18 protein-coding genes and 1 riboswitch are annotated in these 16424 nt (G+C 43.7%); of the genes, 6 read left to right on the forward strand and 12 right to left on the reverse strand.

What is annotated here, in order from left to right:
* Positions 1-39: 39 nt before the first annotated feature.
* From thiH to M0M83_RS01885, 12 genes are all read right to left on the reverse strand, one after another.
* Positions 40-1161 carry a 2-iminoacetate synthase ThiH gene (thiH, locus tag M0M83_RS01830; protein WP_248467466.1) on the reverse strand — a complete coding sequence of 374 codons (1122 nt, stop codon included), beginning with the start codon at positions 1159-1161 and terminating at the stop codon, positions 40-42.
* Positions 1158-1928, reverse strand: a complete 771-nt coding sequence (locus M0M83_RS01835) for a thiazole synthase (protein ID WP_248468407.1) — start codon at positions 1926-1928, stop codon at positions 1158-1160. The genes thiH and M0M83_RS01835 overlap by 4 nt, the downstream gene beginning before the upstream one ends.
* A gap of 2 nt (positions 1929-1930) precedes the next feature.
* Positions 1931-2131, reverse strand: a complete 201-nt coding sequence (thiS, locus tag M0M83_RS01840; RefSeq protein WP_004264499.1) for a sulfur carrier protein ThiS — start codon at positions 2129-2131, stop codon at positions 1931-1933.
* Positions 2119-2877, reverse strand: a complete 759-nt coding sequence (locus M0M83_RS01845; protein WP_125895107.1) for a HesA/MoeB/ThiF family protein — start codon at positions 2875-2877, stop codon at positions 2119-2121. Before M0M83_RS01845 ends, thiS begins: the two co-directional genes overlap by 13 nt.
* 76 nt (positions 2878-2953) lie before the next feature.
* Positions 2954-3619 (reverse strand): thiamine phosphate synthase, encoded by a 666-nt coding sequence (thiE, locus tag M0M83_RS01850; protein WP_213914525.1) that lies wholly within the window; start codon positions 3617-3619, stop codon positions 2954-2956.
* Positions 3603-5591: a phosphomethylpyrimidine synthase ThiC gene (gene thiC, locus M0M83_RS01855; RefSeq protein ID WP_248467467.1), complete on the reverse strand. Its 1989-nt coding sequence runs from the start codon at positions 5589-5591 to the stop codon at positions 3603-3605. The genes thiE and thiC overlap by 17 nt, the downstream gene beginning before the upstream one ends.
* A 143-nt stretch (positions 5592-5734) precedes the next feature.
* A riboswitch (TPP riboswitch) is annotated at positions 5735-5846 on the reverse strand.
* Positions 5847-6199: 353 nt separating this feature from the next.
* Complete coding sequence (locus tag M0M83_RS01860) at positions 6200-6862, reverse strand: HAD family hydrolase (protein WP_213914527.1); 663 nt, start codon at positions 6860-6862, stop codon at positions 6200-6202.
* An 18-nt stretch (positions 6863-6880) separates the two neighbouring features.
* Positions 6881-7897 (reverse strand): ABC transporter ATP-binding protein, encoded by a 1017-nt coding sequence (locus tag M0M83_RS01865; RefSeq protein WP_125895135.1) that lies wholly within the window; start codon positions 7895-7897, stop codon positions 6881-6883.
* Positions 7897-8727, reverse strand: a complete 831-nt coding sequence (locus M0M83_RS01870) for an ABC transporter permease (protein WP_248467468.1) — start codon at positions 8725-8727, stop codon at positions 7897-7899. The genes M0M83_RS01865 and M0M83_RS01870 overlap by 1 nt, the downstream gene beginning before the upstream one ends.
* Entirely contained in the window at positions 8717-9619 is a 903-nt protein-coding gene (locus tag M0M83_RS01875) for an ABC transporter permease (RefSeq protein WP_125895116.1), read from the reverse strand. Before M0M83_RS01875 ends, M0M83_RS01870 begins: the two co-directional genes overlap by 11 nt.
* Entirely contained in the window at positions 9619-10434 is an 816-nt protein-coding gene (locus tag M0M83_RS01880) for an alkaline phosphatase family protein (RefSeq protein ID WP_248467470.1), read from the reverse strand. Before M0M83_RS01880 ends, M0M83_RS01875 begins: the two co-directional genes overlap by 1 nt.
* 28 nt (positions 10435-10462) lie before the next feature.
* Positions 10463-11515 carry an ABC transporter substrate-binding protein gene (locus M0M83_RS01885; RefSeq protein WP_125895121.1) on the reverse strand — a complete coding sequence of 351 codons (1053 nt, stop codon included), beginning with the start codon at positions 11513-11515 and terminating at the stop codon, positions 10463-10465.
* Between the two features lie 249 nt (positions 11516-11764).
* Between M0M83_RS01885 and nudC the strand changes: the two genes are divergently transcribed.
* The 6 genes from nudC (at position 11765) to M0M83_RS01915 (ending at position 16344) form a co-directional block, all read left to right on the forward strand.
* Positions 11765-12556 carry an NAD(+) diphosphatase gene (gene nudC, locus M0M83_RS01890; protein WP_102140167.1) on the forward strand — a complete coding sequence of 264 codons (792 nt, stop codon included), beginning with the start codon at positions 11765-11767 and terminating at the stop codon, positions 12554-12556.
* 92 nt (positions 12557-12648) lie between these two features.
* Complete coding sequence (hemE, locus tag M0M83_RS01895) at positions 12649-13713, forward strand: uroporphyrinogen decarboxylase (protein ID WP_125895123.1); 1065 nt, start codon at positions 12649-12651, stop codon at positions 13711-13713.
* A 109-nt stretch (positions 13714-13822) separates the two neighbouring features.
* Entirely contained in the window at positions 13823-14494 is a 672-nt protein-coding gene (gene nfi, locus M0M83_RS01900) for a deoxyribonuclease V (RefSeq protein WP_125895137.1), read from the forward strand.
* A 74-nt stretch (positions 14495-14568) separates the two neighbouring features.
* The gene (locus tag M0M83_RS01905; RefSeq protein ID WP_102140164.1) at positions 14569-15156 is read left to right on the forward strand and encodes a YjaG family protein; all 588 of its coding nucleotides are present in this window, start codon (positions 14569-14571) and stop codon (positions 15154-15156) included.
* A 199-nt stretch (positions 15157-15355) separates the two neighbouring features.
* Positions 15356-15628: an HU family DNA-binding protein gene (locus M0M83_RS01910; protein ID WP_004264522.1), complete on the forward strand. Its 273-nt coding sequence runs from the start codon at positions 15356-15358 to the stop codon at positions 15626-15628.
* An 89-nt stretch (positions 15629-15717) separates the two neighbouring features.
* Positions 15718-16344, forward strand: a complete 627-nt coding sequence (locus M0M83_RS01915) for a DUF1481 domain-containing protein (RefSeq protein WP_125895125.1) — start codon at positions 15718-15720, stop codon at positions 16342-16344.
* Positions 16345-16424 lie beyond the last annotated feature (80 nt).

Below are 16424 nucleotides of genomic sequence, written 5' to 3' on the forward strand. Positions count from 1 at the left end.
TCGTTACTTGCGGGCTAACATCGCGTTAGCCCGCAAGATTTAACGGCCTAAATAGCTATCCCAATCTTTCCAAACGGGCTGTAAACCGGCTTGCACAAGGGCATGTGCGACTTGTGTAGCACTGCGGTTATCATTTGGGGAAAACTGTTCTAACTCTTCTTTGGTATCTGCATAGCCACCCGGCTGGGTTTTTGAGCCGGCACTGACGTTGTTAATTGCCAATGGCACCACGTGATCACGGAAATAAGGTGATTCACGGGTTGAGAGGGAAAGCTCAACATTCGGTGCGAGTAAGCGAAAAGCACAAATTAATTGCACTAATTCCGCCTCACTCATCAGAGATGCCGGTTCAACGCCCCCCGCACAAGGGCGCAAGCGAGGGAATGAGATAGAATAACGACTTTGCCAGTAGTATTGCTGTAGGTACAACAAATGTTCTGCAACCATATAGCAATCGGTACGCCAACTGTTTGATAAACCAATTAACGCACCAAGGCCGATTTTATCTATACCTGCTTCCCCTAAACGCTCTGGAGTGGCTAGGCGCCAGTGAAAATCCTGCTTTTTACCTTTGAGATGATGTAGCTGATAGGTGGGCTCATGGTAGGTTTCTTGATAGACCATCACACCGTCTAACCCCAACGTTTTCAACTCTTTATATTCCTCTGTGCTTAATGGCTGCACTTCCATCATTAAGGAACTGAAATAAGGGCGAATGATGGGGAGTGTGTGGCGAAAGTAGTCCATACCCACTTTACTTTGGTGTTCTCCGGTGACCAGCAATAAGCTATCAAAACCAATTTTGCGAATGGTTTCGCACTCATTAATGATTTCGTCGTCATTTAGGGTTTTACGTTTGATTTTATTACTCATCGAAAAACCGCAATAAGTACAATCATTTGCGCATAAGTTCGATAAATAAAGTGGCACGTAAAATCCAACGGCATGGCCAAAGCGCTGGCGGGTGAGCTTCTGAGCCTTTTGTGCCATTAGTTCAATATAGGGACGGGCAGCAGGGGAAAGCAGTGCCATAAAATCATCGAGTGTGAGTATGTCTGCCGCCAAAGCGTGTTCCACATCGACAGCGGTTTTACTGTTTATCCGCAGTGTCGTATCGTCCCAATCCAGCGCTTGTAAGCGTTCTTGGAAACTTGGGATCATGATAAGGCCCCTAAGAAACTGGTTAACGGACTGGATGCTTTCGCCTGTTGCTTCGGTGCAGCTAACCCACTTTGATAGGCCAATTCAGCTGCTTCGACAGCCAATTTAAACGCTTTTGCCATAAGTACAGGTTGCTTCGCTACCGCGATTGCAGTATTAACTAAAACGGCATCCGCCCCCATTTCAATCGCTTCTGCCGCATGGCTTGGAGCACCGATTCCCGCATCGACGACGACTGGCACAGAAGCTTGTTCAATAATGATACGAAGCATTTCTTTAGTTGCTAAGCCTTTGTTTGTGCCAATCGGTGCCCCTAATGGCATAACAGCAGCACAGCCAACCTCTTCTAAACGACGGCATAACACCGGGTCTGCGCTGCAATAAGGCAATACAACAAATCCCTCTTTAACGAGCTGCTCTGCGGCGAGTAATGTCTCAATGGGATCCGGTAGCAAATAACGCATATCTGGATGAATTTCGAGTTTGACCCAATGAGTACCGAGGGCTTCTCGAGCTAGGCGCGCAGCAAACACCGCCTCTTGGGCATTTTTCGCCCCTGACGTATTCGGTAATAGTTTCACACCCAGTTCTTGCAGAGGTTGTAGAATGCCATCATCTTGCCCACGTAAGTCAATACGTTTCATTGCCATTGTCACTAATTGACTGCCTGAGGCCGCAATGGCATCTTGCATTAGGTTGGCGCTGGCAAATTTACCTGTTCCAGTAAACAGGCGTGAGTGAAAAGTTAAATCTGCGATCTTTAACATCATTAGCCCCCAGCGATAGCTTGAAATAACAAGATATTGTCTTGGTCATTAATGAGATGTGAATCCCACTGACTTTTAGGAATGATCACTTGGTTGATAGCAAGTGCGGTTCCCACTATAGGGCGGTTGAGAGTGGAAAATAATTGATTAACCGTCAGTGGGGCGTCGAATTCCATGGGTTGGTCGTTAATTATGATATGCATGTTTCTTCCCGACAGATTGGACATTGCAATGATGGCGTTAATTGCAATGTATTCCATTGTTGCTGCTTACCATCGAATAAACGCAGTTTACCGCTCAGTGAAGAGGGAAGGCCGACGAGTAATTTGATGGCTTCCAGTGATTGTAAAGTCCCGATCACCCCGACGACGGGGCCAAGTACACCAGCCGTTCGGCAATTGCGTTCGGGTTCATTTTGGTCGGGGTATAAGCAGGCGTAGCAACCCGTACTAAATGGCGGCTCTAACACCATTAATTGGCCACCAAACCCAACCGCACTACCGCTAACTAAGGGGGTATTGGTCATGACACAAGCGGCATTGACCGCGTGACGGGTGGCCATGTTATCGCAGCAATCAAGGACTAAATCGACTTGTTCAGCTAAGGGAATTAACGTCTCAACATCCAACTTCTGTGCGACAACATGGGTTTTTACCAACGGATTGAGTTGATGCAATCTATCTGCGGCAAGCTGTGCTTTAGATTGGGAAATGTTGTCTGTATCGTAAAGAACTTGTCGTTGTAAATTAGAAACATGTAAATCATCGTGGTCAGCTAACCACAATTCGCCGACACCAGCACCAGTTAAATAAAGGGAAGCGGGTGAGCCTAAACCCCCTAAGCCGACAATGAGGACTTTGCTATTTTTCAGTTTTTGTTGCCCCTCGGGGCTGATGTCTTCAAGTAATAGCTGGCGGCTGTAACGCATGAATTCTTGGTCACTTAACATGATTGAATTCCTCAAATCATCACTAACCCTGTTTTTATGATGATAAAACAGGGCTAATTTTGTGATTAAAAATCGACTAGTTGGCGTAATTTTGCTCAATTAAATTCAGCAAGGTTTCTGTTGCAGCGCGCCAATCATCGGCTTTGGTGATCGCACTGACCAGCGCGACGCTGCCCACTCCAGTTGCTAGCACTGCGGGGACTTTCTCAATGGAAATCCCCCCAATGGCGACCGTTGGGTAATCAGGCGTGGCTTCCACCATGGCTTTAAGTGTTTCCAAGCCCTGAGGTGAAGATGGCATCTCTTTGGTTTGTGTTGGAAAGATATGCCCCATCGCAATGTAAGAAGGACGCACAGATTTTGCGATAGCCAGTTCATGCTCATCATGCGTTGATATTCCTAACCGTAGCCCAGCTTGGTGTATTGCCAGTAAGTCGGTCGTTTCTAAATCTTCTTGGCCCAAATGTACGCCATAAGCACCGAATTCAACCGCTAAGCGCCAGTAGTCATTGATAAATAACCGCGCGTTATGCTTTTTACCCAAAGCGATGGCTTTTTGAATATCATCACGCACATCGGCATCTGCTTTGTCTTTGATGCGCAATTGGATTGTGGAAACACCTGCATTAAGCAGGCGTTCAATCCATTCAACGGAATCAACGACAGGGTAAAGCCCAAGGCGTTGTTCGGTCTCTGGAAAGGGTGACGTTGGCGTGATAATAGCGTTAGGCGATTTTTTCATTATCAGTGACCTCTGTATTCACAATCTCTGCGCCATGGTACAGTTCGCTGCCGTGAGCACGAAAGGCCTCTGACATCTGTTCCATACCCGCTTCTTTTTCAGTGGCTTCTTTTTGGGCAGCGTAATCACGGACTTCTTGGGAAATCTTCATCGAACAGAATTTCGGTCCGCACATTGAGCAGAAATGGGCAATTTTTCCAGAAGCTTGTGGCAAGGTTTCATCGTGATATTTGCGAGCAGTTTCAGGGTCTAATGCCAAGTTAAATTGGTCTTCCCAACGGAACTCAAAACGTGCCTTGGACATGGCATTATCACGAATTTGCGCACCTGGATGGCCTTTGGCAAGGTCAGCGGCGTGGGCTGCGATCTTATAAGTGATTAGCCCTTGTTTAACATCGTCTTTGTTTGGTAAACCCAAATGTTCTTTCGGGGTGACGTAGCACAGCATTGCACAACCAAACCAGCCGATCATGGCCGCACCAATCCCAGAGGTAAAATGGTCATAACCTGGTGCGATATCCGTCGTTAGAGGACCTAATGTATAGAATGGCGCTTCGTGGCAGTGCTCCAACTCTTCCGTCATATTACGGCGGATCATCTGCATTGGCACGTGACCAGGGCCTTCGATCATCACTTGAACATCATATTCCCACGCAATTTTGGTTAACTCACCAAGGGTATGTAATTCGGCAAATTGTGCTTCATCGTTGGCGTCTTGGATTGAACCTGGGCGCAGGCCATCCCCTAATGATAAGGAAACGTCGTAAGCGGCACAAATTTCACAAATTTCGCGGAAGTTTTCATATAAAAAGTTTTCTTGGTGATGAGATAAACACCATTTAGCCATGATAGAACCACCACGAGAAACAATCCCCGTTAGGCGTTTAGCGGTCATTGGCACATAGCGTAGTAATACGCCAGCATGGATAGTGAAGTAATCGACCCCTTGCTCGGCTTGCTCTAATAATGTGTCACGGAACATTTCCCATGTGAGATTTTCGGCGACACCGTTCACTTTTTCGAGTGCTTGGTAGATAGGTACTGTACCAATCGGCACAGGGCTATTACGTAAAATCCATTCGCGAGTTTCGTGAATATAACGGCCAGTGGATAAATCCATGACCGTATCTGCGCCCCAACGCGTCGACCAAATCAGTTTTTCCACTTCCTCTTCAATGGAGGAAGTGACCGAGGAGTTACCAATGTTGGCATTCACTTTAACCAAGAAATTACGGCCAATGATCATCGGTTCTGATTCGGGATGGTTAATATTAGCAGGGATGATGGCGCGGCCCGCAGCCACTTCTTGGCGAACAAATTCAGGGGTAATATTTTCCGGTAAATTTGCGCCAAAGCTTTGGCCTGGGTGTTGTTGTAATAAAACTTCGCCACGAATGCGTTCACGCCCCATATTTTCACGGATGGCAATAAACTCCATTTCAGGGGTTACGATACCTTTTCGTGCATAGTGTAATTGGGTAACACATTTGTTAGGTTGGGCTTTTAATGGGTGGGGGCGGTTGTTAAAGCGCAGATGGTCAAGGCCTGCATCAGCAAGACGTTGTTGGGTAAAATCGGAGCTTAAATTTTCGACAGGTACGGTATCAGCACGTTCACTTATCCATGGCGCACGAATTTTTTTAAGGCCTTTATGGACATTTAATTCAGAGACTGGGTCGCCGTAAGGGCCAGATGTATCATAGATAGGAACAGGTTCGTTATCTTCAAATTGTGGGTTGTCTTTATCGCCCCCGATCAAGGTTTGAGAGAGTTGGATTTCTCGCATCGGGACTTGGATATCGTCTCTAGAACCTTGTAAATAAATGCGCTGTGAATTAGGAAACGAAACGCCAGAAACGGTATTAATAAAATTTTCAGCGGCATCACGTTGAGCTTTACGGGTGCGAGCGGGTGCTGCTTGTGGCGATAAATCAGCAGTAGGGATGATATTTTGTTCTGTATTATTGGACATAGCAATTTCCTGACATTGTCACGGCTATCACAGTTTAGTGTGTAGCGGGTTTATCGAAAGAAAGTTGCTTGTCAGGAGTTCGGAGGAGTAATAAAAAGGCTTGCGCTGAATTTTTCACCAAATCTAATGGGGTGAAATGACGCTGAGTGATTACTCTTGTTCCCTTCGCGGGTATTAACCCGATCAGGTTCCGCGGATCCCGAATTAACGGTCTCAGCCTGATGCATTGCATGCTAGGCACTCCGACAAGAGGTTTCAGTATAAGCTTTCCTCGTTATTCTTCAAGCGATAAGTGCGTTGGCTGCACTCGGCTCCCCAAGTCACATACTTATGTATGCTCCTTGGGATATCCTTGTTTGCCGTCTTCTTCTCACTTGAATAATTTAGAGGAAAGAGGAAATCAAAGTGGAATAAGACTATTTCCTCGTCATTCTTCGCGCGATAAGTGCGTTGGCTGCACTCGGCTCCCCAAGTCACATACTATGTATGCTTATCGGGATAATTCTATTCATCTCCTTCCTCTAGCACGAATAATTTAGAGGAACCTTTGAAAGGCAAGTTAGTTAAAACCTAAAAAATTGAAATCAAGGCTGAGATAAAAATAAGATTTATAAATTCCACTGATATTGCGGCCAGTTGTTTTCATTGGCGGCTTGGAGGAGGCGAGGGTCACCGTTGACGATAAAGGTTTCGTCAGCAAATTGACACATAGGTAAGTCATTAGCAGAGTCAGTATAAAAATAAACATAGGCATCAGTGATTGGCTGGTAGCGTATCCAGCCTAATAGGCGTTTGACTTTGCCTTCTTTAAAGGTTGGTATACCGTCGATTTCTGTGGTGTAGCAGCCATCTTGTTGCTTGATATCGATCCCCATGGCGACGTCTGCACCCAGTTGATCCGCAATCTTTTTCACAATAAATGAAACCGTTGCGGAGATCACAATAATGGGGATCCCTTTGGCTCGATAATGTGCGATCGTTCTAATCGCTTCAGGGTAGACTCGCGGTAAAATCACACTTTGTACAAAATCATCCAACCAGATATCCACTTGATCAGCTTTCACATTGGCGAGAGTCTGCAGGTTAAAACGTAAGTAAGTCGGCATATCTAATGTGCCTGCATTATATTGCGCCATCATGGCTTTATCCGCTTCCACAAACTGTGGGTCACTGATAATTTGCCTGTCCCACAGATATTGTGTCCACAATACGCTACTATCACCTTGAATTAACGTATCATCTAAATCAAAAATGGCCAGTTGGTTTTGCATTATATTCCTATTCACTGATTAACTAAGTGTGCGAATTTCATTTTTATTAAACATAAGTTCAAGGTGAGTTCCTGGTTCAAATAAACGCTCAGATGAGCGGTTAAGTAAATCCACGGTCATGTCACCTGCGGGGGTATTCACACTATAACGAATGATATTGCCGAGCAACTGATGATCCAATATCACGGCATCAACAGGGTGAGAAATATGGCTACCATACTGTCGGCCAGCTTCTTTGACATATATAGACTCAGGACGGATAGCCAATGTGCCTTGCAAATCAAGGCCTAGCATTGTATTGGCTTTTTCTGAATCAACAAGGTTGTAATGCCCCATAAACCGAGCAACAAACTCTGTTGCTGGTTGGGTATAAATATTCTCAGCTGTACCACTTTGTACTATCTGGCCTTTATTCATAAGAAAAATACGATCAGACATAATCATCGCTTCATCTTGATCATGAGTAACAAAAATTGTGGTTAAGCCTAACTCACGTTGAATTTGGCGGATTTGCTGGCGCAAGTGCTTGCGAATGCGTGCATCAAGAGCGGAAAGCGGCTCATCAAGTAACAAAATTTGCGGTTTCATCACCAATGCTCTTGCTAGCGCAACGCGTTGGCGCTGCCCCCCTGACAGTTGATGGGGAAATTGTTGTTCTTTGCCTTGCAATTCAACTAATTCAATCACTTCAGCGACTGCTTTAGATCTCGCTTGGCTATCAATTTTACGCATTTTTAAACCAAACGCGATATTGTCAACCACAGTCATATTGGGAAATAAAGCATAACTTTGGAACACCATACCCACTCCGCGTTGTTGCGCGGCTTGGTGGGTTACATTCTGGCGATTAATATAAAGTTCACCATGATTAAGTTGTTCAAGCCCTGCAATACAGCGTAATAAGGTAGACTTTCCGCAACCACTTGGCCCTAGTAGGGTAATAAATTCACCTTTTTCGATAGTAAATTGAATATCAGCAAATACCTGATTAGTGCCAAAAGATTTGGCTAAATTTTCTGCAATAACATAACTCATCATTCATCTCCTGAACGATTTAATCGCATTGCTAACCACGTCAGCAATAAGGTAAATAGAAAATAAGACATCACCAGGGCAGAAGTGAAGTGTCCGCTGGTTTGTCGCATATTGAAAAGATAGATTTGCAAAGTTTCATAACGTGTTCCCACAAGGATATTGGCAAACACAAATTCACCCATTAAAAATGAAAATGAAATTAATAATGAAACCAACATACCTTTGCGAATATTCGGTAACACAATCATCATGAAGGCTTGGAATGTACTGGCACCGAGTAAATGTGCAGCATCCATTAAGTCTTGCAAATTAATGCCTTGGAAGCTATTCGCAAGCGCACGATACATAAAAGGTAACGTGATGGTGAAATAGGTACCAATCAGGATCCAAGGTGTGCCAACTAACATGAATGGTTCATCAGCAAATATTTGCAACAAACCTACCGATGAGACCACCGGTGGGATCGCAAAGGGTAAAATAATCAGTAAATCCATTATCCCTTTGAGTTTGGGGAACCGATAAAATACGGCAAACGTCATCGGTAAAATAATTAATGTGCTAACCAGTAATGTACCAAAGCAAATAATCAATGAACGACCAAACGCCATAAGAAAACGCGGGTCTTGCCATAATTGTAGATACCATTTTATGGACAAGGCGTCAGGTAGCACTGTGGCCCCCCAAGAGGTTGCGATGGAATACAAAAATGTGGCGATAATCGGTAGCGCTAATAAGCTAGCAACACAGATTAGTACTAATTTATGCAGCCATAACCCAGAGGATTTATTGCCATTGGTTATGGCTGGGCTAATCGCATTATTATTTTGCATGGTAGCTCCGCTTGATTAACCAATGATGGATGGCAGTTATAAAAGCTAAGATAGCGATAAGTAGCATTGATAACGCAGCAGCCATATTCGGCTCGAGAAATAAATCACCGGAAACTAAACTGGCAATTCGGATAGTCACAAGGTTGTAATTACCACTCGTTAACGCATAAGTACTGGCGTATGCGCCCATTGCATTCGCAATTAGGATAATAAAAGTGCCAAGTAAAGCAGGAGAAAGCACTGGAATAGCGACTTTCAACCAATAGGTTAGCTTACTTGCACCCATCGTTTTCGCTGCGTCTTCCCACTCCGGTTTTAGTGCGTCAAAGGCGGGGTAGAGCAACAACACACCTAATGGGATCTGAAAATACACATACAACAGCATCAAGCCACTTGCGCTGTATATATTAAAATCTTCGATAATTCCCCATGATTTGAGTTGTAAGGTAATCGCCCCATTGAAGCCCAAAATAATAATGAATGCGAAAGCAAGGGGAACCCCGCTGAAATTGCTGGCCATGGTGGTGAAGGAGATCATTATTCGGCGAATTTTCCCTTGCATTTTATAAATGGAAAATGCCGTGATACTGGAAATCAATAAGCCAATCACACTACAAATAACGGAAAGCCATAACGTGTTTTCAAACGCTTGCAAGTAAAAATCATTATTGAATACTTCAAGATAGTTACCGAATGACCATGTTTCTTCGTAGATAAAGCTATTAATGAGCACCCAAATCATTGGGGCGATTTGGAATAGACTAAACAACACAAAGAATGGCAAAAGTAGCAGTGCGGCTCGCCAGTGAAAACGAGCAAAACATTTTTTCAACATGGCAGTTTTTCCCTGTTGTTGGTATGTCTGTTCACAGGGAGCAGGGATATCAGCCATTACAAATCTCCTCGTAACAGCGCATCACAAACTGGTTTATCGAGAGAGTTGGCACCAAGTAAGTGACAAATGGTTCCGCAAATTGCAGTTTGCTCAATATTGCAGGGTTGATGAGAAAACTGCGAGCCGATCACAAACAATGGTACTAAGCACTCTTCGGGGAGCGTTCCACCATGGCTACGATCATTGTTCATCCCATGGTCACTCGTGATCAGAATTTGATAACCTTGCTCAACCCATGTAGGAATATAATTCGACAGGATAATATCTGCATGGCGTGCTGCATTACGGTATTGTGGGGAATCAAAGCCAAACTTATGCCCTGTATCATCTATGTTCATAGGGTGGATCAATAAAAAATCAGGGTTAAATTGAGTCCGTAAATATTCCGCATCGACAAATAAATGGTCATCAGGGTAATGGTCTGCTTGATAAAAGCAGCCGTGTTGGATAGCGAGTGAATCATCGTGGGTGAAACGGTCTCGTAAGGCAACAAAAGGTGCCCGGTTATACAGTTCACTCACCCAATAATAAGCAGCGGCAGCGGTCGTTTTGCCGGCAAGGCGCGCGAGAGAAAATATGCTGTCAAAATGGGATAAACGGACAATTTGGTTATTCACAATACCGCTTTTGATCGGAGGAACGCCTGTTAGTATGCATTCATATAAAGGACGAGACATCGAAGGAAGCTCACACTCTAATTGGTAACATGTTGCGCTGTCGGCTTTGACTAAGCCGTTGAGATAGCCCATACAGTGATGGGCTACTGAATAACTTAAACCGTCTAGGACAACAAGTATGACTTTTTCAGACATTAATTTTTCCTAAAATCAATTCATTAAATTACTGCTGGTGGATCAAAACTTGCTGTTGCCACATTTTAGGGAGATTACGAGATGACTTTTCCCAACCTTCAGCATTTTTAATTGGCTGAACATTTTTATACTGTTCTTCAGGTAATAATTTGGCTTTAATATCATCAGGTAACGTTAAATATTGTGCACGAATTGGTCGTGCATAACCTTCAGCAAGGTTAATTTGCCCTTTATCACTGAAAATAAACTCACGAGCTAGCTTCGCTGCGTTAGGGTTTTTGGCAAATTTATTGATGATAGTGGTGTAACCTGAAATTACAGAGCCATCAGATGGGATCACAACCGTAAAGCGATCGCGATTGATCTGATCACGGTAATTCAGTGCGTTAAAGTCCCATAATATGCCAACTTCGACTTCACCTTTTTCGATATTTGCGACAGTTGGGTCATTAACGGATAGGCGTTTTTGTTTGGCGAGTTCAGCAAAAAATTCAATGGCAGGCTTTAGGTTGTTTTCATCCCCACCACGCGCAAATGCAGCAGCCAGTACAGCGTTATTCGCTTGTGCAGCGATGCCAACATCCCCAACGGTGACTTTATATTTCCCTTTGAGTAGGTCATCCCAGCTTTTCGGTGCATCTTTTACTAAATCATTATTGATCATAAAAGCGATAGACCCCGTATAGGCTAAAGCCCAATGACCGTCTTTATCTTTTGCCCAATCAGGAATTTGTGACCAAGTTGTTGGTTTATAAGGCTGAGTTACTCCTTTTAGCACGGCAACAGGCCCAAAAGAAGCACCGACATCACCAATATCTGCTGTCGCATTATTTTTTTCAGCAGCAAATTTGGCAATTTCTTGGGCGGAACTCATATCGGTATCTTGATGCTTCAAGCCATATTGTGTTGCTAAGTCTTGCCAAGTTCCTTTCCAGTTCGCCCAAGTATCAGGCATCCCAACGCTGTAAACTTGTCCTTCTTTTTTCGCTGCATTGATTAATTCTGTTAAATTAGTCTCGGCAGCTAATGTCACACTGGATGCGGTCAATGATAGTAAAATCGCAGGAACGATAGTTTTCATTATTTTCTCACTTTTGAAGAACGGTGAACCGTATTGGTTACTTAGCATCCTAATTTTAAGACGTGACAGTTAGTTGATCCTTTTATGACAGTTTTTAGACATTTTATGGAATGGAACGTCTAAAAAGTGTCAAAATTGCTAAAGAAAAACAATGAAACAAACGTTTGAATGACTTTGTGTCAAAAAAGTATATTGTGTCATTAATAGATTTATTTTACCGACAATAAAAACTGACAAAAGACGTGAAAAATGAATAAGTTAAAATTATCAGGAACAGAAAGTGGTTGGTGGTTTATCTGTTTTTCCGGGCGTTTGTGGTTACCTCATGGAGACATTCCTCGAGGTATGGCAAAGGACTATTTGTTAGAAGGAAAAACAGCAACACCCATTGGTGAGTGGCAAGGGGAAATCGTCTGGTTGATAGCCGAAAAAATGCCATCAGATATGGCTTCTCCCCGTATTGTTGCTGCGCAAGATGAAGGCTTATTTCGCCTCGCTGGGCGAGGTGTGCAATTAGCAGAATTCTATCGCTCTCACCGCTATTGTGGCTATTGCGGTACCGCAATGCGCCATAGTGAAACAGAGTGGGCATGTTTGTGTGATCATTGTCATGAGCGTTATTACCCGCAGATCGCCCCTTGCATTATCGTGGGGATCCGCCGTGATGACCATATTCTATTAGCTCAGCACCGACGCCATTCGCAAAACCCGTTATTTACGGTTCTTGCTGGTTTTGTCGAGGTTGGCGAAACGTTAGAAGAAGCAGTCATGCGCGAAGTCATGGAAGAGAGCCATATTAAAGTAAAAAATATCCGCTATGTTTCTTCACAGCCTTGGCCTTTTCCTCATTCCTTAATGATGGGGTTTCTTGCGGACTATGAGAGTGGTGATATTAAAGTCGACCCGAAGGAACTGGTGAGTGCAAATTGGTATCATTACGATGATTTACCGTTGATCCCACCGGCAGATACAATAGCTAGGCGTTTGATTGAAGATACGGTCGCATTGTGTCGTCAAAGTGAATATGAAACGGGCGAATAGCACAGCGCTGATATTGTTATCATTAACATGATACAATAATGAACTTCGCTCTTAGCCACTTGCGGCGGCCACTTATAATAATGGAGTAAATAATGACTGAGTTAAAAAATGACCGCTATCTACGTGCTTTGCTACGTCAGCCTGTAGATGTGACCCCTGTATGGATGATGCGTCAAGCAGGGCGTTACCTGCCTGAATATAAAGCAACACGCGCGGAAGCTGGTGATTTTATTGCTCTGTGCAAAAACACCGAATTGGCTTGTGAAGTAACATTGCAGCCATTACGTCGTTTTCCATTAGACGCTGCAATTTTATTTTCTGATATTCTTACCATCCCTGATGCAATGGGGCTTGGGCTATATTTTGAAACGGGAGAAGGCCCGCGTTTCCATAAACCGATTATGAGCGCAACGGATGTAAAAAATATCCCTATCCCTGATCCTGAAATGGAACTTGGTTATGTGATGGACGCCGTTCGTGCCATACGCAAAGCCCTTAACGGTAATGTGCCACTCATTGGTTTCTCTGGTAGTCCGTGGACTCTGGCGACTTATATGGTGGAAGGCGGTAGCAGCAAAGCCTTCACTAAAATCAAAAAGATGATGTACGAAGATCCGAATTCATTGCATTTGTTATTGGATAAACTGGCAGATAGCGTCATTTTATACTTGAATGCGCAAATTCGTGCTGGTGCACAGTCTGTGATGATTTTTGATACATGGGGTGGCGTATTAACTAAGCGTGATTATTTACAGTTTTCACTGAATTATATGCATAAAATTATTGATGGCTTAATTCGTGAAAATGATGGTCGCCGTGTGCCTGTGACCTTATTCACTAAAGGTGGCGGTCAGTGGTTAGAAGAAATGGCAGCAACGGGTTGTGATGCATTAGGCCTTGATTGGACGACTGAAATTGCCGATGCTCGTCGTCGTGTTGGTGATAAAGTTGCCCTGCAAGGAAATATGGACCCATCCATGTTGTACGCACCACCTGCGCGTATAGAAGAAGAAGTACAAAATATTCTGTCGGGCTTCGGTCAAGGTGAAGGGCATGTATTCAATTTAGGCCATGGTATCCATCAGGATGTTCCACCTGAGCATGCAGGTGCATTTGTGGATGCTGTTCACCGTTTATCCCGCCAATATCATCAATAATTATCATTTATTGATGTTCTTGATTTATGGTGTATTTATAGGATCTTGTAAGTACACCATTATCATCTATGATTAAGAATAATTAAATCTCATAAGCAATGGACGCATGATGGTTTTAGATACCCAACGGTTACGAACAGAACAAACTAGCCAAGCCTCAAAAATCATTTTGCATGATGAATTTCCTCCCCTCAAACTGATTGGTGGGGCGGATGTGGGCTTTGAGCAGCAAGGTGCGATTACGCGTGCTGTGGTGGCTGTACTCTCTTGGCCACAGCTAGAACTTGTTGAGTATCAAATAGCAAGAATACCGACGCAATTGCCTTATATACCGGGGTTACTTTCTTTTCGCGAAGTACCTGGCCTAATGGCCGCGTGGGAAAAAATACAAAATAAACCTGAATTAGTGCTTGTGGATGGACAAGGGATTGCACACCCTCGACGGTTTGGTGTTGCCTGCCATTTTGGGTTACAAGCGAACATTGCCACAATTGGTGTAGCAAAAAGCCGTTTATGTGGTGATGCCGATGAGTTAAATGAAGACCCCGAAAGTGTTCAGCCGTTAATGGCAGGTGAAAATCAACTTGGTTGGGTGCTGCGGAGCAAAAAACGCTGCAAACCATTATATGTTTCTCCGGGACATAAAGTCGGTTTTTCGTCTTCCTTAGAATGGGTTAGGCAGTGTCTAAAAGGGTATAGGTTGCCTGAGCCAACACGTTTTGCTGACGGAATTGCATCAAATCGAACGTTTTTTAAGCGAATGAATGAGAAAATCAGCTAATTATCAGCAAAATATGTGGCATTGACAGATTTTCAGGTAAACTGCGAAGTATTAAGATTGATGAGTCAGAAATTATGTTAAGAAATCCCATTCATTTGAGGTTGGAAAAATTAGAAAGCTGGCAACACACGACTTTCATGGCAAGCTTATGTGAAAGAATGTATCCCAACTTTCAGATGTTTTGTCTGCAAACTGAATTTGCCGATGCAAAAGTTTATCGTTCCATCCTTGATTTAGTTTGGGAAACTTTGGTCATTAAAGATAGCAAAGTCAATTTCGACAGTCAGTTAGAAAAATTAGAAGAAATTATCCCATCAGCGGATGATTTCGATATGTATGGTGTGTATCCAGCTATTGATGCCTGTATTGCATTGGGTGAAATTATTCATTCGAAATTGAGTGGTGAAACCCTCGAACACGCAATATTGGTTAGCGAAGCATCCATTCGTACAGTTGCCATGCTCGAAATGACTCAAGCAGGGCGGGAAATGACAGAAGAAGAACTCAAAGAAATCCCGGCCGTTGAAGAAGAGTGGGATATCCAGTGGGACATTTTCCGTTTACTGGCAGCTTGTGAAGAGCGCGACTTAGAGTTAATTAAAGGATTAAAATCTGACCTCCGCGAAGCGGGGGTGAGCAACATAGGTATTACTTTAAGCTGATTTTTGCATTTTCATTATCGAAAACGTGACTTGACGCAGTAATGCTGAGTACTAAGACTTCACATTTGCCCCTACTCTGGTCTACATTTAGGGGCGAGAAGAAGTGGCTATCGGGGGCGTGTATCAGGGGCTGTCAATTTGGCATATCCGACGCACTCGATGCTTTGCAAACGATAAACACACTGTGTAAGGATAATTTATGAATAAGACTGAATTAGTTGATGCTATCGCAGAATCAGCGGACCTGACCAAAGTTCAGGCAAAAGCAGCATTAGAATCTACTCTGAATGCTATTTCTGAAACGCTGAAAAAAGGCGAGCAAGTCCAACTGGTCGGTTTCGGTACTTTTAAAGTTAGCCATCGTGCTGCACGTACTGGTCGTAACCCACAAACTAAAGCAGAAATCCAAATTCCTGCTACAACAGTACCTGCTTTCTCTGCCGGTAAAGCACTGAAAGAAGCTGTAAAATAAGAACATTGTACAGACGAATTACCAGAGGGGGTAAAAAACTCCCCCTTTTGTTTATTCAAAAAGGGTTGCTGGTATTGGGAGTCATCTCAATGCTAAGCGCCTGTTCTTCTAATGCACCAAAGCTGCCTGAGTTTAGTGCAAGTGGTTTTATTGCTGATGATGGCGTCATTCGTATGTGGCGGCTGAATAATGCACAAAGCCAACCACTCGTCTTAATGGTGGTTTATAGCCCCTATAAAGGCACAGACACTTCCGTTAATTTCTTCGAATACCGCTCCGGTAAACTCTGGCAAATTCGCAGCCAAATCTTGAACCAAAAAAATGGTGATATCACCGAACAATTACGCTTCGATAAAAACAATGACGTTGTTTTTATGCAGCGCGCCCAAGATGGCCATAAAACATCGCTTTCAACAGATGACATCACGCGTTGGCGCTTTGAAGCTGAACGAGTACTTGAGACAAACACTGCGCTTATTGTTGGTGGCGTCAAACTCTATCAAGGTCGCTGGCAACAAGGTAAAGTGACCACCTGTGAAGGTGATGTGCGAGAAATAACCTTCGAGCCCTATGCTGAAAATTGGTTACAGAGCCGTGCGAAAGTGTGGCATTCGCAGTTAAATTTAGCGTGGTTGGAGTCTTCAGAGGGAAATCAGCTTTTGATGGTAGCTGATACCGATTTTTGCCGCTGGCAACCTTCTAAAGATAGCTTATAAATAATCGCTCGTCGTCTTTCGAATCACAGCTATATTGCTACGTTCGCTCACTCTAGTCACATACTTATGTATGCTCCTAG

This window comes from Providencia rettgeri (assembly GCF_023205015.1).
Classification (GTDB): Bacteria; Pseudomonadota; Gammaproteobacteria; order Enterobacterales; family Enterobacteriaceae; genus Providencia; species Providencia rettgeri_E.